The 23,843-nt window shown below is 69.1% G+C and carries 19 protein-coding genes; 11 read left to right on the forward strand and 8 right to left on the reverse strand.

Annotated features, from left to right (window positions below; genetic code table 11):
• The first annotated feature begins 50 nt into the window (after positions 1-50).
• Positions 51-1,298, forward strand: a complete 1,248-nt coding sequence (locus tag VGV60_12515; GenBank protein ID HEV8702088.1) for an NAD(P)/FAD-dependent oxidoreductase — start codon at positions 51-53, stop codon at positions 1,296-1,298.
• Here the strand turns inward: VGV60_12515 and VGV60_12520 are convergent.
• The gene (locus tag VGV60_12520) at positions 1,250-1,906 is read right to left on the reverse strand and encodes a hypothetical protein (protein ID HEV8702089.1); all 657 of its coding nucleotides are present in this window, start codon (positions 1,904-1,906) and stop codon (positions 1,250-1,252) included. The two genes, VGV60_12515 and VGV60_12520, sit on opposite strands and share 49 nt — an antisense overlap.
• Before the next feature lie 193 nt (positions 1,907-2,099).
• Here VGV60_12520 and VGV60_12525 point away from each other — a divergent pair, with 193 nt between their 5' ends.
• A complete protein-coding gene (locus VGV60_12525; protein HEV8702090.1) occupies positions 2,100-3,332 on the forward strand; it encodes a PQQ-binding-like beta-propeller repeat protein in 1,233 nt (410 codons plus the stop codon).
• 197 nt (positions 3,333-3,529) lie between these two features.
• Positions 3,530-4,657: a S8 family peptidase gene (locus tag VGV60_12530; GenBank protein HEV8702091.1), complete on the forward strand. Its 1,128-nt coding sequence runs from the start codon at positions 3,530-3,532 to the stop codon at positions 4,655-4,657.
• 7 nt (positions 4,658-4,664) lie between these two features.
• On the opposite strand, the gene VGV60_12535 is transcribed toward VGV60_12530, so the two are convergent.
• The 3 genes from VGV60_12535 to VGV60_12545 form a co-directional block, all read right to left on the reverse strand.
• Complete coding sequence (locus tag VGV60_12535; protein HEV8702092.1) at positions 4,665-5,273, reverse strand: glutathione S-transferase family protein; 609 nt, start codon at positions 5,271-5,273, stop codon at positions 4,665-4,667.
• Positions 5,274-5,293: 20 nt separating this feature from the next.
• Positions 5,294-7,450 (reverse strand): M3 family metallopeptidase, encoded by a 2,157-nt coding sequence (locus tag VGV60_12540; GenBank protein ID HEV8702093.1) that lies wholly within the window; start codon positions 7,448-7,450, stop codon positions 5,294-5,296.
• 117 nt (positions 7,451-7,567) lie between these two features.
• Positions 7,568-9,058 carry a S1 RNA-binding domain-containing protein gene (locus tag VGV60_12545; protein HEV8702094.1) on the reverse strand — a complete coding sequence of 497 codons (1,491 nt, stop codon included), beginning with the start codon at positions 9,056-9,058 and terminating at the stop codon, positions 7,568-7,570.
• A 300-nt stretch (positions 9,059-9,358) separates the two neighbouring features.
• Between VGV60_12545 and VGV60_12550 the strand changes: the two genes are divergently transcribed.
• Entirely contained in the window at positions 9,359-9,826 is a 468-nt protein-coding gene (locus VGV60_12550) for a hypothetical protein (GenBank protein ID HEV8702095.1), read from the forward strand.
• A gap of 156 nt (positions 9,827-9,982) precedes the next feature.
• Here the strand turns inward: VGV60_12550 and VGV60_12555 are convergent, their stop codons facing one another.
• On the reverse strand, positions 9,983-12,454 hold the full coding sequence (locus VGV60_12555) for a SpoIIE family protein phosphatase (GenBank protein ID HEV8702096.1): 2,472 nt from the start codon (positions 12,452-12,454) through the stop codon (positions 9,983-9,985).
• Positions 12,455-12,504: 50 nt separating this feature from the next.
• On the opposite strand from VGV60_12555, the gene VGV60_12560 reads away from it, so the two are divergent.
• The 3 genes from VGV60_12560 to VGV60_12570 all read left to right on the forward strand — a co-directional run bounded on the left by VGV60_12560 (position 12,505) and on the right by VGV60_12570 (position 14,009).
• On the forward strand, positions 12,505-12,897 hold the full coding sequence (locus VGV60_12560; protein ID HEV8702097.1) for a type II toxin-antitoxin system PemK/MazF family toxin: 393 nt from the start codon (positions 12,505-12,507) through the stop codon (positions 12,895-12,897).
• Between the two features lie 319 nt (positions 12,898-13,216).
• Positions 13,217-13,513 (forward strand): DUF4258 domain-containing protein, encoded by a 297-nt coding sequence (locus tag VGV60_12565; GenBank protein ID HEV8702098.1) that lies wholly within the window; start codon positions 13,217-13,219, stop codon positions 13,511-13,513.
• A 10-nt stretch (positions 13,514-13,523) separates the two neighbouring features.
• Positions 13,524-14,009, forward strand: a complete 486-nt coding sequence (locus tag VGV60_12570) for a type II TA system antitoxin MqsA family protein (protein HEV8702099.1) — start codon at positions 13,524-13,526, stop codon at positions 14,007-14,009.
• 182 nt (positions 14,010-14,191) lie between these two features.
• On the opposite strand, the gene VGV60_12575 is transcribed toward VGV60_12570, so the two are convergent.
• The gene (locus tag VGV60_12575; protein HEV8702100.1) at positions 14,192-14,632 is read right to left on the reverse strand and encodes a hypothetical protein; all 441 of its coding nucleotides are present in this window, start codon (positions 14,630-14,632) and stop codon (positions 14,192-14,194) included.
• A 45-nt stretch (positions 14,633-14,677) separates the two neighbouring features.
• A complete protein-coding gene (locus VGV60_12580) occupies positions 14,678-15,964 on the reverse strand; it encodes a hypothetical protein (protein ID HEV8702101.1) in 1,287 nt (428 codons plus the stop codon).
• Positions 15,965-16,413: 449 nt separating this feature from the next.
• Between VGV60_12580 and VGV60_12585 the strand changes: the two genes are divergently transcribed.
• The 4 genes from VGV60_12585 to VGV60_12600 all read left to right on the forward strand — a co-directional run bounded on the left by VGV60_12585 (position 16,414) and on the right by VGV60_12600 (position 22,442).
• Complete coding sequence (locus VGV60_12585; protein ID HEV8702102.1) at positions 16,414-18,603, forward strand: hypothetical protein; 2,190 nt, start codon at positions 16,414-16,416, stop codon at positions 18,601-18,603.
• Between the two features lie 82 nt (positions 18,604-18,685).
• Entirely contained in the window at positions 18,686-20,602 is a 1,917-nt protein-coding gene (locus VGV60_12590; GenBank protein HEV8702103.1) for an ATP-binding cassette domain-containing protein, read from the forward strand.
• Positions 20,586-21,167: a hypothetical protein gene (locus VGV60_12595; protein ID HEV8702104.1), complete on the forward strand. Its 582-nt coding sequence runs from the start codon at positions 20,586-20,588 to the stop codon at positions 21,165-21,167. Before VGV60_12590 ends, VGV60_12595 begins: the two co-directional genes overlap by 17 nt.
• 75 nt (positions 21,168-21,242) lie before the next feature.
• The gene (locus tag VGV60_12600; GenBank protein ID HEV8702105.1) at positions 21,243-22,442 is read left to right on the forward strand and encodes an ABC transporter ATP-binding protein; all 1,200 of its coding nucleotides are present in this window, start codon (positions 21,243-21,245) and stop codon (positions 22,440-22,442) included.
• 142 nt (positions 22,443-22,584) lie between these two features.
• Here the strand turns inward: VGV60_12600 and VGV60_12605 are convergent, their stop codons facing one another.
• Positions 22,585-23,796, reverse strand: a complete 1,212-nt coding sequence (locus tag VGV60_12605; GenBank protein HEV8702106.1) for a protein kinase — start codon at positions 23,794-23,796, stop codon at positions 22,585-22,587.
• Between the last annotated feature and the right edge of the window lie 47 nt (positions 23,797-23,843).

The following is a 23,843-nucleotide window of genomic DNA, read 5'->3' on the forward strand; positions in this document are numbered from 1 at the left end:
ACCGCCCGCGGCGCGGCAACGGTGCCGCAGGCGCTATGATTCCCGTTCTCATGTCTTCGTACGACGCCATCATCGTGGGCGCCGGGGTGTCCGGCCTGGCGGCGGCCCGTCGGCTGCTCGCGGCGCGACGTCGCGTCCTGGTTCTCGAAGGGCGCGATCGCGTCGGCGGCCGCGCCTGCACCGACGCGACGACCTTCCGACGGCCCTGGGACCAAGGCTGCCACTGGCTGCACTCCCCGGACGAGAACCCGTTCACGCGCATCGCCGACGACCAGGGGTTCGTATACGCGCGCGAGGCGGCGTCCGGGGGGATCTACGTCGACGGCGCCAGGATGTCTCCGGCCGAGGAGCAGGCGGCCGTGGAGTTCCGCGAGCGCACCTTCGCCGCCGTCCGGCTCGCCGGCCGCGCAGGCGCCGGCGACGGGGCCGATCGGCCGGTCTCGGAGGTCATCGACCGGGCCCACCCCGCCGCGGCCTACGCGGCGCACGCCTTCACGGCCAAGATGGGGATCGAGCCCCGGCACGCCTCGACCCGGGACTTCGCCAATTACCGGTGGATCGGCGAGGACCGCCCGGTGCGCGACGGCTTCGGGGCGCTGGTGCGCCGCGTCTTCGCCAACGTGCCGGTGACCCTGGGCACGCGCGTGCGCCGCATCGCCCTGACCGGGGCGCGCCCGCGCGTCGAGTCGGACGCCGGCGCCGCCGAGGCGCCGCAGATCCTCGTCACCGTCTCGACCGGCGTCCTGCGGGCCGAGGCGATCGCCTTCGCGCCGCGCCTCCCCGACTGGAAGCTGCGGGCGATCGAGGCGCTCCCGATGGCCCGGGCGCTGAAGGTGGGGCTTGAATTCACCCGCGACGTGACCGGCCTCGAGGGCCCCGCCTTCCTGACGGCGATGACCGGGCACGGCGGCGACGCCATGGACGTCGAGATCTGGCCGCCCGGCTGGGACGGCGCGACCTGCTATCTCGACGGGGACCTGGCGCGCCGCCTCGAAGAGGCCGGCGGCCGCGCCGTCGAGGAGTTCGCCCTCGACACCCTCGCCGGCATCTTCGGGACGTCGGTCCGCGATGCGCTAAGGACCAGGGCGCGCACCGGCTGGAACCAGGACGACCTCACCCGCGGCACCTACTCGGCACCCCTCCCCGGCCACGCCGACGCCCGTGCCGCACTCGGCCGCCCCCTGGACGGCCGCCTCTTCTTCGCGGGCGAGGCGATCTCGATCGCCTGGGCGGGGGACGCGCACGGGGCCTACCAGAGCGGGACTGACGCCGCCGAGGCGATGCTGCGCTCGGGATAACCGGATTGGCTTGCGCCGTGCCTGCGAAGCCCCTGCCGCAGCTTGAACTGCCCCAGCGACACCCGGTCGATCGTGATCCCGATCACCAGCAGCAGGACGATCAGGGTGATCGCGGCGGCGTGGAGCCGCCGGTCCTTCGAGGCCGAGCACGAGGCGAAGGTCGCCACGGCGATCACCTGCAGGATGCGGAACGGCACGAAGAATGCCCGCAGCCCCATGATCGGCTCGAGGAACATTGCCCAGGCCGCGGCCACCGTCAGGATGCCGAAGAACAGCGGGCTGGTATCGAAGTAGTGCCGCTCGATGTCGATCCGGTTATCGATGAGCTCGGGAATGATGATGTGGCTGGCGATCACCAGCGCCCCGGGCCCTATCAGGACGTAGACGAAGATGGCGTACGTCCAGTCGGCCACCCCGCGCAGCGCCCAGAACGACCACCACATGTGCAGGTGCAGGACGATGAGCAGCAGCACCCACAGGCTGTGCAGCCAGTAGAGCCTGACCCGCCGCCGTATCTGCACCAGGTTCCCGATCCCCGCAAAGAGCTGCGTGAGCCCCAGCCCCAGGACGATCGAGACCATCACCGACAGGTAGCTGAAGCCGTCCATGTCCCCACCCTGGCCCTTCGCGATTGCCTACCTTCGCCCGACCGATTATCGCAGCATCCCGGAGCGGAAGTACCGCGTTCCCCTCCCTCCTGGACATACCGGGGATTCACCGGCTCGCAAATGCGGGGATCACCTGCTTGCGGCCGACAGGCTCGCGGCACATCGTTCGGCAGTTCAACGGGAGGGAATGCCGATGCGAGCGGAAAAGTCGGTCGTTGCGTCCGTTTGGGCGCGTGTCGCGCTCGTCCTCATCATGGCCGTTGCCGGGGGCTCGGAGCGGAGCGCCTTCGCAGCTACGGGAGATATCACCTGGTTGAACCGGATCGATCTCGGATGGGAAAAAACGTACGCCGGGCCGATCACCGCGGACCGGGGGAAGATCTTCGCGGCCGGGGCTGGGCCCTTCAGGTTCTCACCGTCCAGCGACGCCATGATCCATGTCGTGGGCTACGACAACCGAACCGGGCAGATCCTGTGGCACAACGTGTGTCTCGGAACCCACTGGGACGATCACGCCAAGGACATCACGGCACGCGGCGGCATGGTCTTCGTCGCCGGCATCGGCAACCTGAACACCGCCTATCCCGGGAAGGCCATCCTGGTCTGCGCCTTCGACGCCGATACAGGGGTGCGTGTCTGGGAGGACCGGCGCGACGGGGAGGGATCCACCCAGGCAATCGTCGCCCATGCCGGCCGTGTCTTCGTGAGCGGCGGATGGCCGACCCGTCCCGTCCTGCGAGCGTACGACGCCGAAACCGGCGTCGTCGCCTGGGAAGCCGAGGCCGGCGGCTCGATCTCTCCTTACTCCGATGTCGGTGGATCGATCGCGATTCACGGCAATCTGGTGTTCGCCATGGGGCGCGATGCCGCGGGCGGCCTCCATCTCCGCGCCTACGACGCCCAGACGGGGGCGCCCTCCTGGGAGACGGAGCCGCTCGGCGACACGGAATCGGCACGCTCCCTGCATGTCGCGGCCTCGGCGGGGGTCGTCTTCGCCGTGGTGACCGACGCCGCCGGACCCCGGATGAGCGGCTTCGATGCGGATACAGGGGCCCCTCTATGGCAGACCGACACCGGCGGCCCCGTCGCGGCGCTCGCCGCGGAAGGCGGTCGGGTCTTCGCATCCGGGGTGGGCTCCGGGCTCCGGGCCTACGCCGCCGCCAGCGGCGAGATCCTGTGGGATTCGCCCGGGGGAGGCATGAAGATCGCGGCCGGCGGCGGCACGGTCTCCGTCGTCGGGGGGAGCGTCCAATCGTTCGACGCGGCGAACGGAGAGCGCCTCATGCAGGCCGGGATCTCGGGGTCCATCGAAAACGGCGGCGGCATCGCCTGGAGCAGCGGCCGGGTCTTCACCAGCGGAACGACGTGGTCTCCCGTGTATTACACCCACACGGAATGGATCGTGGCGGGCTACGACGCGAAGTGATCGGCGGCCATCCGGCTCTTATCTGGATGCCCTGGACCAGCGACATCGGAGAAACCCCGGCCTCGCGTTCAGGTTTTTCCCCGCTTCGATCCAGCGGTTTCCCCGATTGCGGGCCTGTGCGTCCCGGCGCATTTTGGCGCCCGGCATTCTGAGGGCCGTTCCGTCAACCGGGGTTCGATACCAGGAGGAGACACACCATGCGGCGTCTCGCCATCGTCGTCCTCACGCTGTCCGCGCTCGCGTTCGTCCCAGTCGCCTCGGCCGACGTGGACTCCCCACAGGGGTACATCGTCGTGCTGAAGCCCGGCGCGGATCCCGCGCTGGTCGCCGCCGTGCACTCCGTGCGGCTCGGACTCCAGGTCGGCTTCGTCTACACGCAGGCGCTGCAGGGTTACTCGGCTCTCGTGCCCGCAGGCGCCCTCGACGCCCTGCGCAACGACGCGCGCGTGGCCTACGTCGAGCGCGACCAGACGATGCGGGCCGTCACCACGCAGCCCGGCGCGACGTGGGGCATCGACCGCACCGACCAGCGCGCGCTGCCGCTCTCCGGCACGTTCACGTACACCGCCACCGGGACGGGCGTGACCGCCTACGTGATCGACACGGGCATCCGGAAGACCCACGCCGAGTTCGGCGGGCGCGCCGTGCACGGCTTCGACGCCGTCACCGCCGGACTGAGCTCCGACGATTGCAACGGGCACGGCACGCACGTGTCCGGGACCATCGGCGGGGCGACCTACGGGATCGCCAAGGGCGTGCGGCTCGTCGCCGTGCGCGTGCTCAACTGCGCCGGCATCGGGCTCACCTCGGGCGTGATCGCCGGCGTCGACTGGGTCACGGGCAACCACGCCCCGGGCGCACCCGCGGTCGCGAACATGAGCCTCGGCGGCGGCCAGTCGGCGGCGCTCGACCAGGCCGTGCGCAACTCGATCGCCGACGGCGTCACCTACGCCGTCGCCGCCGGCAACGACACCGCGGACGCCTGCGCCGGCTCCCCGTCCGGCGTGACGCAGGCGATCACCGTCGGCGCGACCGACGCAGCCGACGGCAGGGCGAGCTTCTCGAACTTCGGCTCGTGCGTCGACTGGTTCGCCCCCGGCGTGAACATCACGTCGGCGTGGTGGCTGACGGACACCTCGACGAATATCATCAGCGGCACGTCGATGGCGACACCGCACACCGCCGGCGTGGCCGCTCTGTACCTCCAGGGAAACCCGGGGGCGACGGCGCAGCAGGTCCGCGACGCGCTGTTCAACCTGACGACCAAGGGCATCGTCACGAGCGCGCAGAGCGCCAACAATCATCTGCTGTTCACGAGCTTCTAGCGAGGCTTCACCGGGCGGGCCGGGTCTCCCTGACGCTGGGGCGCTCCACGACGCGCCCGGCCCAGGACTGGACCGCCGGGCCTGGAGTCACGTCCAGAGTCGGGAGGAACTGCAGGAACGGCGCGTAGCACACGTCCGCCAGCGTGAACCGGTCGCCGGCCAGATACTCCTTCCCCTGGATCTCCCCTTCCAGGATCGACAGGTGCTTCTCGATCTTCACCCTGGCCTTCTCCATCGGCTCGAGGTTCCAGCGCTCTCTCGGAAGGAACCGCTTGGGAACGAGGATGGTCCGGGCCGGCCCGGCGAACTCGAGGTCGCACAGCTTCATGTGCATCCCCACGCGCGCCCGGCCGCGCGGGTCCGGCGGCAGGAGCGGCGGCGAGGGCCTTGTGGCTTCGAGGTACTCCAGGATCGCCGTCGACTCGTACAGCACCCAGCCATCCTCGTCGATCGCCGGCACCCGTCCGTACGGGTTCTTCGACAGGTACTCCGGCTGGAACTGGGCGCGCGCCAGGAGGTCGACCTCGATCAGCTCGGCGGGAATGCGCTTCTCGAGCAGCGCGATGCGCACCCGCTGCGAGAAGGTGGACAGAGGGTGATGGTAGAGCCTGAGCATGGCCGGCCCTCCGGACGATTCTATTCCGAGGCCTTCCCCCCGCCCTGCTCCGCCGTCATCGGCAGCCCGCGCTTGCGCATCAGGGCCGCGATCCCCGGGTCCCGGCCGCGGAAATTGCGATAGTCCTCGGCGGGATCGATGGTGTTCCCCGTCGAGAAGACGTTGTCGCGCAGGCGCTTCGCGACGGCCTTGTCGTACGGTCCGCCGGCCTCCACGAACGCCTCCCAGGCGTCGGCCGAGAGCGTGTCGGACCAGAGGTAGCTGTAGTAGCCGGCGGAGTAGCCGTCGCTCGAGAAGATGTGGCTGAACTGGGTCGTGCGATGGCGCATGACGATCTCCTTCGGCATGCCGAGCGCTGTGAGCGTCTCGCGCTCGAAGACCTGGGGATCGATCGTCCCGTCCGCCGTGGCCGCGAGATGGAGCTTCATGTCGACCAGGGCGCCGGCGAGGTACTCCACCGTGATGAACCCCTGATTGAACTTGGAGGCGCGGTCGATCTTCTCCACCAGATCCTTCGGGATCGGCTTGCCCGTCTTGTAGTGCAGGGCGAAGCGGTTGAGGATCTCGGGCACGGACATCCAGTGCTCGAGCAGCTGCGACGGGAACTCGACGAAGTCGCGCGCGACGTCGGTCCCGGAGAGGGACGGGTAGTTCACGGACGACAGGAGCCCGTGCAGCGCGTGCCCGAACTCGTGGAACATCGTCGACGCGTCGTCCCAGCTGATCAGGACCGGCTCCCCCGGCTTTCCCTTGACGAAGTTGGCGTTGTTCGACACGATCGTCGTCACGACACCGTCGAACTTCGACTGGTTGCGGTACGCGTTCATCCAGGCGCCGGATCTCTTGCCGGGGCGCGCGTACGGGTCGAAGTACCACAGCCCGACGTGCTTCCCGGCGGCGTCCGTCACCTCCCACACGCGGATGTCCGGATGTGCGATCGGAACGCCCCTGGTCGGCTTGAACTGCAGCCCGAAGAGCCGGCCGGCGTTCCAGAAGATCGCCTCACGCATCTTCTCGAGCTGCAGGTACGGCGTGACGGCGTTCTGGTCGAGGTCGTACCTGGCCTTGCGGACCTTCTCGGCGTAGTACCGGTAATCCCACGGCTCGATCGTGACCCTCGTGCCCCCCTGGGCGGCCGCCGCGTCCGCCACCGCCTGCATGTCGGCGACTTCCTCGCGCACGCGGGCGACCGCCGGCTTCCAGACCGCCTCCATCAGCTCCATGGCGCGCTCGGGAGTCTTCGCCATCGAATCCTCGAGCCGCCAGTGCGCGTGCGTCGCGTAGCCCAGGAGCTTCGCCCGCTCGGCACGCAGCTTCAGGACCTCGGAGATCGTGGCGTTGTTGTCCTTCGCGTCGCCGTTGTTGCCGCGGCTGTAGTAGGTGCGCCATACCTTCTCGCGCAGATCGCGACGATCGGCGTACGTGAGGAACGGCTCCATGCTCGAGCGCGTGTTCAGGATCGCCCACTGCCCCTTGCGCCCGCGCGCCTCGGCGGCCTCCGCGGCCCCGGCCCGCGCCCCGGTCGGCAGCCCCGCGAGATCCGATTCCTTCTCGAGGTAGAGCACGTAGTCCGTCTCGTCCGCCAGGAGGTTCTGGGAAAACGTGGTGAACAGGGTCGCGAGCCTCTGATTGATCTCCGCCACGCGCTGCCGTGCGGCCCCTTCGAGGCGCGCCCCGGCGTGGACGAAGGTCGTGTAGTCCAGCCAGACCAGCCGCTTCTGCTCCGGCGTCAGGCCGCTCGACTCGCGCGCGTCATAGACGGCGGCGATCCGCGAGAACAGCTCCCTGTTCTGGACGATCTGATCGTTGAAGGCCGCGAGCTTGGGCGCCATCTCCGTCTCGACCTTCTGGAACTCGTCCGTGCTCATCGTGGACCTGAAGACGTTGTAGATCGGGGAGATCCGCTCGAGGGCTTTTCCCGCCCGCTCGAACGCGGCGATGGTGTTCTCGAAGTCGGGCTTGGCCGGGCTCTTCGCGATCGCGTCGATTTCCTTCAGGTTCTCGGCCATCGCGGCTTCGAGCGCCGGCTTGAAGTCCGCGACCTTGACCTTGTCGAACGGCGGCACCCCGCCGTACGGTCCGGACCACTTCTGGAGCAAGGGGTTCTCGGCTTTCAACGGCGTGGCCGCGAGCACGGCGACCGCGGCGGCGACCACGAGCAAACCGGTCTTCGGCATGGGCAGGGCTCCTTATCATCGAGTCAGGCCAGCGATTTTATTACGGATCGGGTCCCGCGTCCGCTGTCAGCCGGCCCTCCCGGCGAAGTGGCCGTACCGCGAATCGTGTCCCGACCCCTATTTCTTCGACGGCCGCATCGCCGCCCGGAGCTTGTCGGCAAGCGAGCCGAAGCCCTCGGCCTGCGCCTGGTCCTGCTGGGCCGCGTACTCGCGGACTTCACTCTTCTCCCCGGCCTCGAGGACCGCCTTGCGACTCAGCTGGATCCGTCGCCCCGCCGGGTCGACCTCGAGCACGATCACCTCGACCTCGCTCCCGAGCGGAAACGCCTTCCGCAGGTCGCCCCCCCTGTCGACCCCGGTCTCCGAGAGGTGGATGAGACCCGTGCGCCCGGGCGCCAGGAATACGAAGACACCGTACTTCTCGATACGCTCCACCTTCCCCGTGAGGCGGGCCCCGGCCACGATCTCCACGCGGGGCTGAGGCTGCGGGGCCTGGGACTCGGCGGCATGCCCGGTCGCACCCTGGGCCCTTACCGACCCGGCCTCCAGCACCGCGACTCCGATCCTCTTCTTCTCCGGATCGATGCTCAGGATCTCGACCGCGACCGTGGCCCCCGGCGGGACGGCCGCCTTCCATCCATCCCGCTTCCCCGTCGGCGCGAACGCGGAGACGTGGGCCAGCGCTTCGATCCCCGGCTCCAGCTCCACGAAGACGCCGAAGTCGGCGATGCGGGTGACCTTCCCCTTCAGCGCCTGGCCGGTTTGATACTTCCCGGCCACCGTCGACCAGGGATCGGCCTGCAGCTGCTTGAGGCCGAGCGAGATCTTCCGGCCGTCGTCGTCCACGCGGAGGACCCTGACCGTGATCGCGTCACCCGGCCGGACCACGTCCGCCGGATTCTCCACCCGCGACCAGCCCATCTCCGACACGTGGAGGAGGCCCTGGACCCCCCCGCCGAGGTCGACGAACGCGCCGTATGCCATCACCGACGCCACGCGGCCCGGCAGGTCCGCCCCGGGGACGACGGCCCGGCGGATCGCCTCGGCCTTCTCACTCTCCTCGTCCTTGAGGAAGGCGCGCCGGGAGACGACGATGTCCTTGCCATCCTCCTTGAACTCGACGATCCGGAACGTGTAGCCCTGCCCGACGTGGACCGCGGGATCGTCCGTGAAGCGAGTGTCGATCTGCGAGATCGGACAGAAGGCGCGCTGCCCGCCGATTCGAACCTCGTACCCCCCCTTGATCGCCTTTTCGACATGACCCTCCACCGGGAGGCCGGCTCGGAACGCATCGTTCAGTCGCTGCCGTGTGACCGCGCCCCGGGCGAGCTTGTGCGACAGCTTCAGGCCGCCGACGGTCGAGACGACGACCGCCTGGACGGTGTCTCCCACCTTCACCTGGACTTCGCTGTCCGGGTCCGCCAGCTCCTCGACGTCGATGGTCGCCTCACCCTTGCCACCGATATCGACGAACGCCACCTCGGCCCCGATCGCGACGATCGTCCCCTGGACCGTCTCCCCCTCCTGGTGAAATGTCGGGGCGAGCGATTCCTCCATCATCCGTGCGAACTCGTCCTTTTCATCGGGATCGGAGCGCGGGAGGTCCATGGCTCGCATCTTATCAGCCCCCCGCCCGGCGGGGCCAATGGCCATTCCGGGCGGCTGCGGACCGCCCGACGTGTCGCGACTGCAGGTTGCACCGCGCCCGCCCGGATCCGGAGAATACGGGATCGGATTGCCTTGACCAGGCACCGCCTGGAAGGGAGATCACGCTCCCCGGCATGTGCACGTTTACCGGGACCGGCGGTTCGTCGTTAAGCGGGACCTCGACAACTGGAAGCCCATGAAGGGCAAAGCCCCTCGTCGAGTTCTTGAGCTCATCGAGGCGCTGCAATCGGAGGGCGCGCTGTGAAGATTCGAAGCGTAGCCTTCAATAACCGGAAGAAGGGGTTTGAGGTCCGCACTTCAAAGGCGGCGTTCTGGTTTCCGTACGCCAAGCTCGAGATCCAGTCCACTTCGGACGACCCGGTCGTCCGGGCCGTCGTCGACGCCGAAATCGGCAGAGAAGGCTTCAGCTATGCCCTCGCCTCCGGAAAGGAGGGCACGGTCCACATCGATCGGGTGCTCGAATACGATCAGGACCCGGAATATCTCCGGGACCGGCTCCTCTATAGACTGACGCTCGAAGCGCAGAGGAGAGTCGCCCGAAGCAGGTTGAGCCGGCGCGAGATTATCCGGCGATTGGGCACCTCGGCGACACAGTTCTACCGCTTGCTCGATCAAACCAACTACCGCAAGTCGATTGATCAACTGCTCTCGCTGCTTCACGTTTTGGATTGCGATGTCGACCTGGTTGTACGCGCGAAGAGCGCCTGACTGAGTGGATCAGCGCACAACGCCGCAGGCTTTCAGGCCTCGGACCACTCCGCCCTGAAGATCGGGCTTATGGCGAGCGGCAGGATGACGAGGATCATAGAGGCAGGCGTGTTCCGGATCACGTAGAGGGTTCCGCAGACACCCGCAGACACCCCTTCAGCGGCAGCGGGCGGCCACCAGGGTGATGTCGTCCGCCTGCTCGCCGGCGCTGAATTCCCGGACCGCCTGGAGGACGGCGGCCACGAGCGCCGGCGCCTCCGCGTGGCGATGGCGGCGCAGCGTCTCCAGGAGGCGCGCTTCGCCGAACTCGTCGTCCTGGTCGCCTCTCGCCTCGGTGATGCCGTCGCTGTACAGCAGCAACGCGTCCCCGGGCGCGAGAGTCGTCTCCGCCACCGTGCAGTCCCACGCTTCGAAGGCACCCAGGATGGTGGCCGTGGCCGCGAGGCGCTCCACGCTGCCGTCCGTGCGCAGCAGGATGGGCGGGTTGTGCCCGCAGTTCGTGTAGCGCAGGCGGCGCGTCGTGTCCTCGTAGCAGCCGAAGAAGAGCGTGGCGTACCGATGGTCGGCGATCGACTCGCGCATCGCCTGGTTCAGCCTGCACAACATTCCACGCAGGTCCTCCTGGGCCAGGCCCGACTGGCTGCGCAGGTTCGCCTGCAGGGTGGCCATCATCAAGGCCCCGGCGATCCCCTTTCCGGCGATGTCGGCCAGCACCAGTCCGACCCGGCCGCCGCCGAGCTCGAGGAAATCGTAATAGTCGCCGCCGACGGCGCGCGCCTGCAGGCAGTGGCCGGCGCAGTCGAGTGTCTGCAGCCGCGGGACGCGGCGTGGCAGGAGCCGTGACTGCACTTCCTTCGCCAGCTCCAGCTCGACCGTGGCCCGCCGCTCGGCCTCCAAGCGCTCGGCCATCTGCCCGGCGAGCCGGATGTTCTCCAGCGCCAGCGCCGCCTGGCTCGCCACAGACGTCAGCAGGAGCCGGTCCTCTTTCGAGTACGGCTCCTCGGAGAGACGCTCTCCCAGGAGGATGACGCCGGCCTGGCGTCCGTCCCTTCCGAAGAGCGGCACGCGGCGCCCGGAGTCCGTCACACGGTCCATGGACGAGCCGGCCGGCGGGATCCGTTCCGGGCCCCCCGGCGATGCGCCGTGCACCGCCACGAGAGAGCCGCCGCAGTCTTCCAGATAGATCGCCAGCGTGCTGGGATGAAGCGCCTGCCGGATGTGGCCGGCCAGGAATGCTCCCAGCTCCTCCCGCGTGGTGGCCGCGGACGTCTTCTCGGCCAGCGCCTGCATGATCTGCCGGGCGTCGTAGGCGCTGCGGAAGAAGGCGCGGTCGATCCTCTCCGTCACCCGTGTCCGCAGCCGCGTGCCCGTCCACACGAGAGCGATGCCGAATCCCGCCCCGAGGGTGGTGCCGGCGGCCGCGCCGAGATCCAGGCGGGCCAGCAGGAATCCCGAGGACCAGCGGGCGAAGAGAACCGTCAAGGCGAACCCCGCGACGATGAGCAGCAGCGTGAAGCCGCGCTGCACCAGCAGGTAGCGCGCCCCCCGCTTCAGGAGCAGCGGGATCTCCAGGACCCGGTGCATGATGATGGCGTAGGCGAACGACAGCGGCAGCAGCAGGACGGCCAGGACACTCGGCGACCACACCCAGAAGGGGAAACTGTACGGGTCCCGATGCGTGAGGACGGCCGCGGCGTTCAGCGCCATGAAGGGCAGGACACCCGCGACCGTGCCCCAGACGATGACCCTGGTCCTGCGTCGCGCCTCGGCGGCGGGAGCGCTCAGACCGTTCCACACCAGCGAGGCGAGAGCGAGCGCCGTGGCTCCGAAGAAGTAGATCGCGAGACCTGCGGCGGTCGCCGTCGGACCGATCCGATCGGCGAACCGGAACAGGGGGGCGCGGCCGCCGGCCCAGTAGGCCGCGATCCCCAGCGGCACGACCACGGCCGCGGCCGCCGCCAGCAACCACGATTTCAACCAGGGCACTCGTCGATCGATCGGAGAGGGAACCGGGAAGACCGCGCAGAAGTAATAGGCAAAGGCCCCGAACAGGCCATTGAAGATGATCTTGTAGGCGGCGGCGAAGCCGCGCAGGGAACGCGGGATGACCCCCTCCAGGTTCAGCATCGGCGCGACCGCGATGAAGCTGGCGAACAGAAGCGCCAGCAGCCAGGCGTTGCGATCCTGCAGGCGCATGAACAGGACGAAGAACCCCACGGCGAGGAACATCACGGGGAAGGAGCCGACGGCCTGTGTGGCGATAGCCTGCGCCCGCGTCCGCTCGCCCCGCCCCGCGGGCGGCGGGCCAAGCATCACCGGCAGGACCCTGGGAGCGGACTCCCCGGGTCTCTCGATCGTCAGGCGTACGACGTCGCCCGGCCAACCGCGGGTCACCGTCTCCGGAAAAGAGGTGTAGGCCACGACGGTCCAGCCGTCGATCGCGCGCACGATGTCTCCCGGCTGCACTCCGGCCGCCTTCGCACCGCTGCCTTCGATGACCTGGCTCACGCGCAGAGAGTCCGCGCCGTGCGGGTCGTCGAACTGAATGCCCATCACCGCCCGCGGCTGGGCGCGAATGCAATACATCCACAGGCCGCTGTAGAGGACGGTCGCCGCGGCGAGCAGCATCGCCGCGAATCTCAGAAGAGGCAGTGGCAGAGACGTGAATCCGCGCATGTGTGGGCGGATTATATCTCCGGGCCCGGGCGGGCCTTCAGCGGCTCCAGTTTGCGAGGGGCGAGGTCTATCTCGTGTCCTTCGATCCCACCGTAGGCGCGGAGATCAGGAAGACTCGACCCGCTCTCGTCATCCAGAACGACATCGCCAACCGCTGGAGCCCGGTGACGATCGTCGCGGCCATCACATCGCGGCCTGACGGAACCGTCTATCCCGCCGATGTGCGCGTCGATCCGCCGGAGGGGAGCCTGAGCGTCCCCTCGGTCGTCCTCCTGAACCAGATCCGCACGATCGACAGGCGTCGCCTGGTGAAGCGGCTCGGTCGATTGCGGCCCGATACCATGAAGCAGGTGAACCGCTCGCTCCATCTCAACCTCGGCCTCGCCGGCCTCTGAGGCCCTCGGCATTCCACACGACTCCCACGACCGATCTTCGCCTACCGTCTTTCCCTGTTCGTCCTCGACCATTCGCAGCGCCGCGGCTTCGTCCTCTGGGACGCCTTATGGGTCGGTGTCGGACTGGATGACCTGGGCGGCTTCTCCGCGCACCCCATCAATCCAGGATTGGCGCTCCGTTTGCACCACCTCCCCTGGAGGCATCGCGCATCCCCTCTTCGTGGTCGCCTGCGTGCTTCGAAGCGCAGCCTGTGTAACAGCTCGCTACTACCTCTGTATCGATGAGACATCATGTCTTGACTTTACATCAACTATGACTATGATCTCCTTTGCGAGTCGAGAGCCATTGAGTCCGCCGGATGCCAGGCGGCTGATCCTAGAGATCCTGACTGGTGGCGAGGTCGTTTCCTCGAGGCATGCTGCGGATGAGATGGCGAAGGACGACCTGACGATGGTCGATTGCGTCAATGCCCTGCGTGCCGGGTTCGTCGAGCCTGCCGAGATGGAGCGCGGGACCTGGCGCTATCGCGTCAACGCGCGGCGAATATCCGTCGTCGTGGCATTCCGATCCGAGACAAGCCTGGTGGTCGTGACCGCCTGGAGGTCCAGGCGATGAGGTCAATGCAATGAAATGCCCCCAATGCAGCCACCAGATGAAGACGGGCCGCGAGAACTATCTGTACAAGGAGAGCGGCCTGCCCAACGTCACGCTGGTAGGTATCGAGGTGAGTCGCTGCCCTTCCTGCGGTGAGCAGGAGGCCGTGATCCCCAGGATCGAGCAACTCCACCGCGTCATCGGCACCGCGATCGCTCGAAAGCGACCCGGCCTGACCCCGGCGGAGATCCGCTTCTTGCGAAAGTGCCTCGGCTGGTCGGGGTCCGAGTTCTCGGCGCACATGGGTGTGTCGGCCGAGACGGTCTCCCGCTGGGAGAGCGGGTCGGCCACCATGGGGTCGGCGGCGGAAAGACTCCTGAGGCTGGCCACCCTGACGCGGGAACCGGCGGCCGATTATTCGCTCGGACTCCTGAAGGACATGGCACGGACGGAGCCGGTCGCCCAGCGACTGCAAGTGCGCGTCGAGAAGGGCCGCTGGAGCGCCGAGGCGGCGTAGTGCGTTCCACGGGCGAGCTCGATCCCGTTTCCCGAACGGCATGTCGCGACGATCCGGGCACTGCAGTGTCTTTGGAGCCCGGGCCAGTTCATCGTCATCGGAGCCGCCGCCATCGCACGACATCAGGATTTCCGCTGGCGCGGGACGATCGACCTCGATCTTTCGGTCGCGCCGCGGTGGCCTTACGAAGGTGTGGAGGGCTGGTTCTCCGCTTTCCGCCGCCCGGCCTGCATCGAACGCATGAAATAGACCCAGACCCCGAGCATGAGGAGGATCGGGAGCCAGCCAAGAATGTTGATGAGCGGGCTGGACTCGCGGGGTGAGCGAAATTCGATGGCGACGTTCTGCCTTAGCAGGTCGTCCATCAGGTCCCGGTACGCAGGGGTGGCGATGAGGAAATGCGCCGGCTTCCCATCGGGGCCGGCCTGGGCCAGATCGCCGCCTATCGTCGCGTCCATCGGAAGCGTGACCCGGGCGATCTTCCCTGCCCGCAGGGCGTCCGCGAATCGGCCCGAGTCCATGATGGCCGGTGCGGTCGATGGCTGCTGCAGGAACTTGTAGAAGAAGAGAACGGCCAGGATGATCAGCGTCCAGAAGGCGATGTTCTTCAGAAGTCGGTCCATCGTGAGGCTCCTCTCCGGCTAGGTCTGCCGCGGCGATCGCCGCCCTTACTTCTCCGACGCCTTCCCGAAGATGTGCCGGAGCACGACGCTGCTTTCCCTCTCTGGCAGTCCCAGGATGGTCCTGTAGATATTCGATACCGTATGGCACCATCGCTTCTTGTCAAACCCCGGAGTCTCCGGCGCGCGCAATTCGACCGGCCCGAGGCTGGCGTCCGTCGTCAACCTCTCCATCGTGTGCGCGCGCAACGACTCGGCCTCGGTCGCATCCGGCGGCGCTTGAGGCGCCGTCAGCGCGCTCTCCAGCACCCCTGTCATCGCGTCCATCAAGGGATTCAGGCCGTCCTTCCCAAGGACGCCCGTCAGCGGAATGACCCGGCCCTGCGGATTCAACCAGTCGTAACAGATCTCGGAGGGGTCCGCCTCCAGCTTCTCGAGAACAGCGACCATTTCCTTCCCATACCTGATGATCGCCTCGTCGGAGCAAATCGGGACGTAGCCTGGGAACACCTCTGCAATGATGGCCGCGCCGGGATTGACGTACGAACTCCCATGTGAATCGGACTTGTTCTTCTCCGCGACGATCATGGCCTGTCTCAGCCGATCGTGCAGCTCCGGCCTGGTTTTCACGAGGAGACTGAGCAGCCGATTGCCCGAAATCTCCCGGTCGGCGCGTCGCGGCGCCGTCCACGCCGACCACATCTGAACCCCCAGCGGCGCGATCAGCACAATGATGATCCAGGCGAATCGCTTCTTCGTCCGCTGGTCAATCTCAGGGCTTCCGTGCCACCTCCATGCCCCTATCCCTATCAGGCAGGCAATCAGGGCGCCCAGTCCCACCTTGACCCGAGGATCCGCCGATCGCTCGAACGCCGCGTAGAGGCCCATGAAAGCGAGCCCGGCAGGAATCGCAAGCCAGCGAGGGAACATCGATCGAGTCCGGGCCTCGATCGGCCCGAACCGCTGCACGAGAGCGCAGAAGTCCTCGAATCTCTCCAGCGTGTCGGGAACGACCATCGCCGGTTGGGCACGTCCCGTGTAGATCAGCAGCCCCCGCCCCGGTATCCTGACCATCCGGCTGATCGCCGAGGCGCCTACCCTCACGTCATCAAAGCCTTCCTGGGTTCGAGTGACCTGATCGCTCGATATGGCGACCCGGAACGTCTGCCATCGGGCCACCTGCTTCTTCCAGCCCCAGTACATCGTGATCGCAAGGACCGCCGTCGTGATCGCGCCGACGACGATCGTCGACACCCACCCACCGGCGCTCCTTCGCCCGGATAGAACTCCGACGACAATCGACGCCGGAATGATGACGACCGTCGTCCACAGCATCGTGCGCCCGAGCCTCTGGAAATAGGCCGGCGAGAGGGCGAACGTCTCAGGACTTGGCTCAGTCATTCTTCCACTTCAAGGGTGGCGGGAGCGACCAGGGCGCCTCTGAGCGCGGCGAGGATGAGCCATGGTTCGATTACCAGGTCGGTCAGGGCATGGCTCGCGATCGCCGGCATCAGGCTTCGCCCACTCACCAGGTAGAGCCCCCCGTAGAGCGCGCGGCTCTGATGACACCCTGCGCTTGGTGGGCCCATCCTACCAACTCCCCCGTCACACGCACAACCCACGCGAGCAAGGGTAGCGCGGTCGCTGCCGCCTTCGCGTTCGCCGCCGCCTCTGCCGGGCACCGGCAAAAGTTTTCAAAAACAATCGTTGACTTGCGTTCGCGCATTCTGTATATTTACACCTGCCCGCGTCGATCTCTCTGGCCTCCTCGAAAGGAGGGTTCCGTGTCCCGGCCAGGTATCGATGCTTCCGCTTTCGGCTCTGTGCCCGACATCGTGCCCGCCGCCGAGCGGCGTCTGCTGGCCGCTCGCCTCCTGGAGTCCACGCTCCTCCGGCTCGGCCGCGCCGGCGTCGCGATCGAGCGCCGCCTGGCTCCCGGACTGTCGAGGCTGCACCGGCGCCGGCTCTACACTCATCTTGGATACGTCCGACTCGCCGACTATCTGACCGAACGCCTGGGAATGGGCCTGCGTCGCTGCCAGGCCATCCTCCGACTCGAGCGGGCCCTCGCCCCCCTTCCCCGGCTCGCCCGGGCGCTCGCGGCCGGCGAGATCTCCGTCTCCAAGCTCGAGGTCGTCGCCTCCGTGGCAACGCCCGAGACCGAGACCCTGTGGCTTGAGCGCACGACCCGGCTGCCGCTGCCGACCCTGCGCGCCGCCGCGCGCGCCTTTGCCACCGCAGCCGACCCGTTCGCGACGGGCGCGGCGGAATCCCCCGCTCCGGCGGGCCCCTCGGGCCATCCCCGCACGCTCATCCAAAACGACTCCCCGCTCATCGAGCAGGATGAGCCGGGGCGCATCATCTCCTTCACCGCACCGGCGCCCGTCGTCGCAATCTGGCACTGGGCGCTCGACCTGGTCCGCCGCGTTGCCGGCCAGCAGGAGCCTGCCTGGCGCTGCGCCGAGTACCTCGCCGCCGAATTCCTCTCCGGCGCCCCCGAAACCGCCGGCGAGTCGTCCCGCGTCCCCTCGGACCCGCCGTCAGCGGCCATCCCCAACTCCGATCCCACCGACCTGGAGTCCACCGCCCCCGAGCCACGCCGACGCACCGGCTCAGTCCCTTCCGATTCGGATGAGCGAGGGACGTCCGCATGGCTCGATGCAACCGCCGCGGTGCGCGAGGCGCTCGCTTCGATCGGTGCGTCCGCCGATCCGGAAGCCATCCTCTCGGAGAGCCGGCCCGCCGGCCCGCGGCCGGCCTCCGACTCTGAGGGCCCCCCAACCGGCCAGCGGCCTGTTTCCGAAGCGGAGTCTCATCCCGACGACGATCTCGACGCCTGGGATCTCGACGCCCACCTGCGCCGGCTCGTGCGGTTGCGACAATCGCTCGCCTGGCGGCAGGGCCGCCTGCTCGCCGCGGTCGCCAGGCTGAACCTCCACCACCTCCTCGGGTTCGACACCTTCGATGCCTGGGGCGAGGATCGACTCGCGATGTCTCCCCGCCGGGCGCGCTACCTCGTGTCGCTCGACCGCCGCCTCCGCGACCTCCCCCTCCTCGCCGACGCCTACCGGCGTGGCCTCGTATCGTGGTGCCAGGCCCGGCTCCTGATCCGCGTCGTGCGCCCGCCCACTCAGTCCCGCTGGATCCGCTACGCCCGCCAGGTGACGGTGCGCCGTCTCGAAGACGTCATCATCGATTGCGAGATACGCGCGGCAAATCCCCCGGCCTCGCCCGCCCCCTCCTCGCCGGCACACGTCAGCGCCGCGCCCCTGCCCCCAGTTGAATCGTCCCCGACCGAAGCGCCGCCCCGGCACATTTCGGCGCATCCTGTCCCCACTCCCCGGCACACGTCGGCGCCCCCTCTCGCCACTCCCCGGCACACATCAACGCCCCCTCTCGATCCTGCATCCATGAAGCCGGCGAGTTTCAGCCTGATGAGCCGGAGGCAGATCTCCTTCTGGTGCCCCCTGGACGTCGCGTCCCTCTGGGACAGCGCCCTCCGCTCCTGCCGTACCGCCGCGGGAAGCCATCTCGAAGACTGGGAGTGTTTCCTGCTCTTCGTCCAGGCCATGCGCGAGACCTGGGAGAACCAGGAGGACCCGCACTGGCGCCGCCGCTACCGCATCTTCGAGCGCGACGGTTGGCGCTGCAAGGTGCCGGGCTGCACGTCCCGCAGCGGACTGAACGAGCACCACATCACGTTCCGCTCCCAGCAGGGGACCGACGACACGGCCAACCTGGTGACGCTGTGCGTCGGGCATCATCAGCAAGGGCTGCACGAGGCGCACCTCCGCTGCTTCGGGAGTGCGCCCGACGCTCTATGGTGGGATCTGGGAGTGCGGCCGGGTCGCGAGCCCCTGACACGCTACTTCGGCGACCGTCTCGTCAAGCGCCGACCGTTCGTGCCCGCGGGACTTCATCAGCGGGCCGCGCCACCCGCTGAGGTCCACCGATTCGAAGGAGCGGCGGGATGAACGGTTCCGCGCCCGTGAGGATCGCGGCCCTCCGCCGGGTAGAATTCCTCCAAGACTCGGCCGTGCCTGTGCTGATACAAGGATGCTCGAAAGGAGCCGGCTCGCCGTGCTGAAGCGACTGCGTGAGCAAGCGGTATGGAAGTTCTTCGCCGTCCTTCCCAGGGCGGACCGGGGGCTGGCGACCGTCTGGTGGGGCATCCTGCTGTTGCGCGGCTTGCTGCCGGCGCTGTTCGCCGTGGGGATGGGTGGCCTGGTCGCGGCGGTGCAGCAGGGGGAAAGCCTGGCGGGGCCGCTCGGCGCCGTCGGAGCGGTGTTCGTCCTCCTCCAGGTCCTGGTGCCATTGCATCAGGCGGTGAGCGCCAATCTGGGGAGCCGGGTGGCGGCCTGGCTCTACGACCGGCTGGCCGAAGCGTGCGTCCGGCCGCCGGGGATGGGGCATCTCGAAGACCCGGAGCTCGCCTCCGACCTGACGGTGGCGCGCGAGTTCGACCTCGGGATGACCGGGCCGCCGATGCACATCAACATGGAGTTCATCGCGGCGGAGCTGGTGCAGACGGTCGTGGGGCTCGCGTGCGCGGTCGTGCTGGCCGGCTTCGCATGGTGGGCTCCCCTGGTGCTCTGCGGGGCGTGGCTCCTGACGCACCGGCTCCTGCGCGAGAGCGCCGTCTGGCGGGACCGCAACACGCCGGAGGTCCGCGAGGCGCAGCGTCACGCGGAGTACGCCTACCGGCTCGCCGTGGATCCGCCGGCGGCGAAAGAGCTCCGGCTGTTCGGGCTCGCCGACTGGGTGATGGAGCGGTTCGTCGGCCGCCGGACGCTGCTTCACGAGCTGCAGTACCGGGCGACGCGCCTGCGCGAGCGGCCGCTCCTGTGGAGCCTGCTGCTCGTCACCGCGGCCAACGTGCTCGTGTTCTGGTCGCTGGCGTCCGCGGCCCTGTCGGGCCGGGTCGATCTCGGGCAGGTCGTCCTCTATGCCCAGGTGGCGGTGGGCGTGAGCGCCGTCGCCTTTGGCGGGCTGAGCTGGGCGATCGGCGGTGCCTCCGCTCCCGTGGCGGCCGTGCTGCGCCTGCAGCCTGCGATGGCGGCGCGGGGGGCGCTTACTGTCCCGGGGGCGGCTGCGGCCGCGGCGGCGCTCGCGGTGCCGGGGGCGCCATCGACTCCGGCCGCGCTTCGCGGGACGCTCGCGGTGCCGGCCGCGCCGCGCCGCGCGCAGGGTCTGCCCGCGCGCCACATCCGCTTCCGCGGCGTGGCGTTCGCCTATCCGGGCAGCGGCCGGCGGGTGCTCGACGGCTTCGACCTGACGGTGCCGGCCGGATCGTCGCTCGCCATCGTCGGCCTGAACGGCGCGGGGAAGACGACGCTCGCCAAGCTGCTGTGCCGGCTGTACGAGCCGCAGGACGGCGCCATCGAGGTGGACGGCGTCGACCTGCGCGACCTGGATGTCGACTCGTGGCGGTCGCGAATCACGGCCGTGTTCCAGGATTTCGTGCGCTTCGAGCTGCCGCTGCGCGACAACGTCGCGCCGGGCGGGGCTCCCGACGACGTGGTGCGCGCGGCCCTGGAGGAGGCGGGCGCCGCGGGGCTCGCCCGGCTCGACACGCCCCTGGCGCGCGGGTACGAGGACGGCACCGATCTCTCCGGCGGGCAGTGGCAGCGTGTGGCGCTCGCCCGGGCGCTCTGTGCGGTGCGGATGGGGGCCGGGCTGGTGCTGCTCGACGAGCCGACCGCGCAGCTGGACGTGCGCGGCGAGGCCGAGATCTTCGACCGCCTCCTGACCGCGACGCGGAAGGTCACCACGATCCTGATCTCCCACCGCTTCTCGACGGTGCGCCACGCCGACCGCATCGGCGTGATCGAGGGGGGCCGGGTGGTCGAGCTGGGGACGCACGACGATCTCATGTCCCTGCGCGGCCGTTACCGGGCGATGTTCGACCTGCAGGCGCAGCGCTTTGCCGCCGACACGGACGAGGAGGGGACGGTCTATGAAACCCTCTCCTGAGCGCCTGCCCCCCGCGCTCGCTTCGATGTGGCGCGTGTTGAGGCTCGGCTACCGCCACGAGCCGGGGATGATGCTCGGCGCCTTCGCGCTGTCGCAGCTCGCCGCGCTCCCCGATGCGCTGCTCGCTCTGTGGCTGAAGCTCCTGGGCGACGCGGTGATCCGGGGGGACCGCCCGCTGCTGATCGCGGCGGCCCTCGGCCTCGGGGGCTCGGCGACCGCCACGTGGTTCCTGGGCACGGTGAGCACGCGCGTGCAGCGGCGCTTCCGCGACAAGGTCACGATTGCGCTCGAGGCGCACGTCGCGCGCCTGCAGGCCTCGGTCGCCACGATCGCCCACCAGGAGCGCCCCGAGTTCCTCGACCGTCTCTCGGTCCTGCGCAACCAGGTATTCGTGCTCGACCACATGTACATGTCGCTATTTTCTACATGCGGTTGGATCCTGCGGCTGGGTGTGGTCATCGGCCTGCTTATGTCGATCCACCCGGCGCTCGCTCTCCTGGCGGTCTTCGCGCTGCCCACCGTCTTGACCTCGACCTGGAGGCCGGGAGTCGAGCGCGCGGTCTAGGAGCGGCGCGCCTCCGCCTCGCGGCTGGCCCAGCACCTCTTCACGACGGCCACGACCGCCGCCCCCGGCAAGGAGGTGCGCGTCACCCGGATCGGCCCGCGCCTCGTTCGGGACCGGCGCGAGGCGTGGGAATCCTGGTACGCCCCGGTCGCGGCCGCCCGGCGCACGAGCGCCCTCTGGCACGCCCTCGCCTGGGCGATCTTCGGCGCGGCCTACGTCGGGGCGATCGTCTTCGTGTCGTCGTTCCTGCGCGCGCCGGCCGGGGACGTGCTGCTCCTGCTCGCCGCGGGCGGGCGGCTGTCGGCCTACGTCGGCGCGACCGTCGGCGAAATTGGCTTCCTGCGCGGCATCTGGCTGGACGGCTCGCGCCGCCTGGCGTGGCTCGAAGACTACGCGGCATCCCTCCTGGCCCCGGCCGACGCGCCCGCCCCCTCGCGGCTGCGGGAAGGGATCCGCCTGGAGGCCGTGTCGTTCGCCTATCCCGGCACCGAGCGCCTGGTGCTCGATTCCGTCTCTCTCGATCTGCCCGCGGGCGCCGTCGTGGCCCTCGTGGGAGAAAACGGCGCCGGCAAGACGACGCTGGTCAAGCTCCTCGCGAAACTGTACGAGCCCACCTCGGGCCGCATCCTCGTGGACGGCGTGCCCCTCGGCCGCGTGCGGGCGGACGAGTGGCGCTCGCGGCTGGCCGGGGCGTTCCAGGATTTCTTCCGCTTCGAGCTCATCGCCCGCCATTCGGTCGGGGTCGGCGACGCCCCGCGCCGCGACGACTTGTCGGCCGTCGCGGCCGCCGTCGAGCGCGCCGGAGCCGCCGACGTCGTGACCCGCCTGCCCGCCGGACTCGACACCCAGCTCGGACCGACTTGGCCCGGCGGCGTCGAGGTGTCGTTCGGCCAGTGGCAGAAGCTCGCGCTCGCCCGCGGCTTCATGCGCGACTCTCCGCTGCTGCTCGTGCTCGACGAGCCCACCGCGGCGCTCGATGCCGAGACCGAGCACGCCCTCTTCGAACGTTTCGCCGCCGCCGCACGCCCGCCCGCCGGTCCCGGCACCGCCGCGCGCCAGCCCTCCGCGCCGGGCCGCACCACCGAGCCGGCCGACGGCCGGGACGGTCGCATCACCATCCTCGTCTCGCACCGTTTCAGCACCGTGCGGATGGCCGACCTGATCGTCGTCCTCGACGGCGCCCACGTGGCCCAGGTCGGCAGCCACGAGGATCTGATGGCCAGGGGCGGTCCGTACGCGGAGCTCTATCGCATCCAGGCCGCGGCCTATCGCTGAGCCGCGGTTGCACCGCTCTGCAAGCTGTCGATCCCGCGCGGTCTTCTGGCCGCGGGAATCGCCCCGAGAGCTCGGGATCTTTGACAATCGATCGACCGCTATCCGCGGTAAGGGGGGCGGGCAAATCGTCCGGCGCCGGTTGCTACCTGTTCCGGCGCGCCGCGACCTTCGGTTGGCGCGCCAGGCGCCAGAACTGCCGTTCGTTCAGCAGCGTGATCCTGTGTCCCTTCGCGCGCAGCCGCTTGATCTCCATCAGCTTCAGGCCGGCGTCCCTCCCGGCCGCCTGCAGGGGATTCGGTCGCCCCCGCACGATGACGGTCGTGCGCGCCGACGGTCCGCCATGCACCACGGCGCCAGCCCTCCGTGCCGCTTTCCCGGCCTCGTTGCGGCGCTTGCTCAGGATGCCGGTGAACGCGAGGTGGACCCCCTTGAGGGACCGCAGCACGCCCGCCTTGAGCGGGGCCGGCGGATTGCGCAGCGCCTCGATCAGGCCGTCGGCGCTCTCGTACCGCTTGCGACGCTCCCCCAGGCAGCGGTGGATGATCTCCTTCAGGTGATCGCCGCAGGCGAGGCGGCGGATCTCGGAGGTGCGCAGGCGCGCGCTCGCGTCCCCCTTCACCAGCATCCCCAGGAGCTGCCCCACCTGATACACGTCGTCGCGGGCCTGCCACTTGGGGACGGCGCCCGCCAGGATGTCGCTGGGGGCCGTCAAGGCGTTCATGGTGCGCGCGGTGATCCCGCCCCGGTCGCTCTGCTGGCGCACGATCCCGAAATCCCCGAGCTTGAGGCTCGGCCCGTCGCAGACGAACACGTTCATCGGGGTGAGGTCGCGGTGCAGCAGCTGTCCGCGGTGCAGCTTGCGGAGCACCTCGAGGATCCCCGCGATCTCGCGGCGGACGATCTTCTCGGGCCATCCCGCCTCCGCGCGGTGCAGGAAGGCCCTCAGGTCGCCGTGGCGCGCATACTCGAGGGCCAGGCAGTACAGCACCCGGCCCTCCGGCGGCGTCAGCGGGAAGGCGTCGTAGACGCGGATGGCGCGCGGATGTCCGTCCAGGAGCTGGCCGAAGTACGCCTCGCGCAGCCACCCGTCGATGCGCCCGCTGACCTTGATGCAGACCGCCTCCGCGCCGACGGAGGAGTGGCCGAGGCACCGCGCCAGGTAGACCTGGCCGAAGCCCCCCTCGCCCAGGAACCGTTCGACCCGGTACGAGAGCAGGGTCTCGGGGCTCTCGATCGTCTGTCCGGGCGTCAGCAGACGGCGCGTGGAATCGGCCCGGACGCGCACCGGCTCCGCGCTGCGGGTGGTGGCGGAGGAGAGTCGCTTCGCGGGTCTCTCGCCTTCGTGGCCGGCCATGAGGCTCCAGCGCGGGTCGCGCAAAGGGGGGACGAGCCGAATTTTAC

The organism is Candidatus Polarisedimenticolia bacterium (genome assembly GCA_036001465.1).
Taxonomy (GTDB): Bacteria; Acidobacteriota; Polarisedimenticolia; order Gp22-AA2; family Gp22-AA2; genus Gp22-AA3.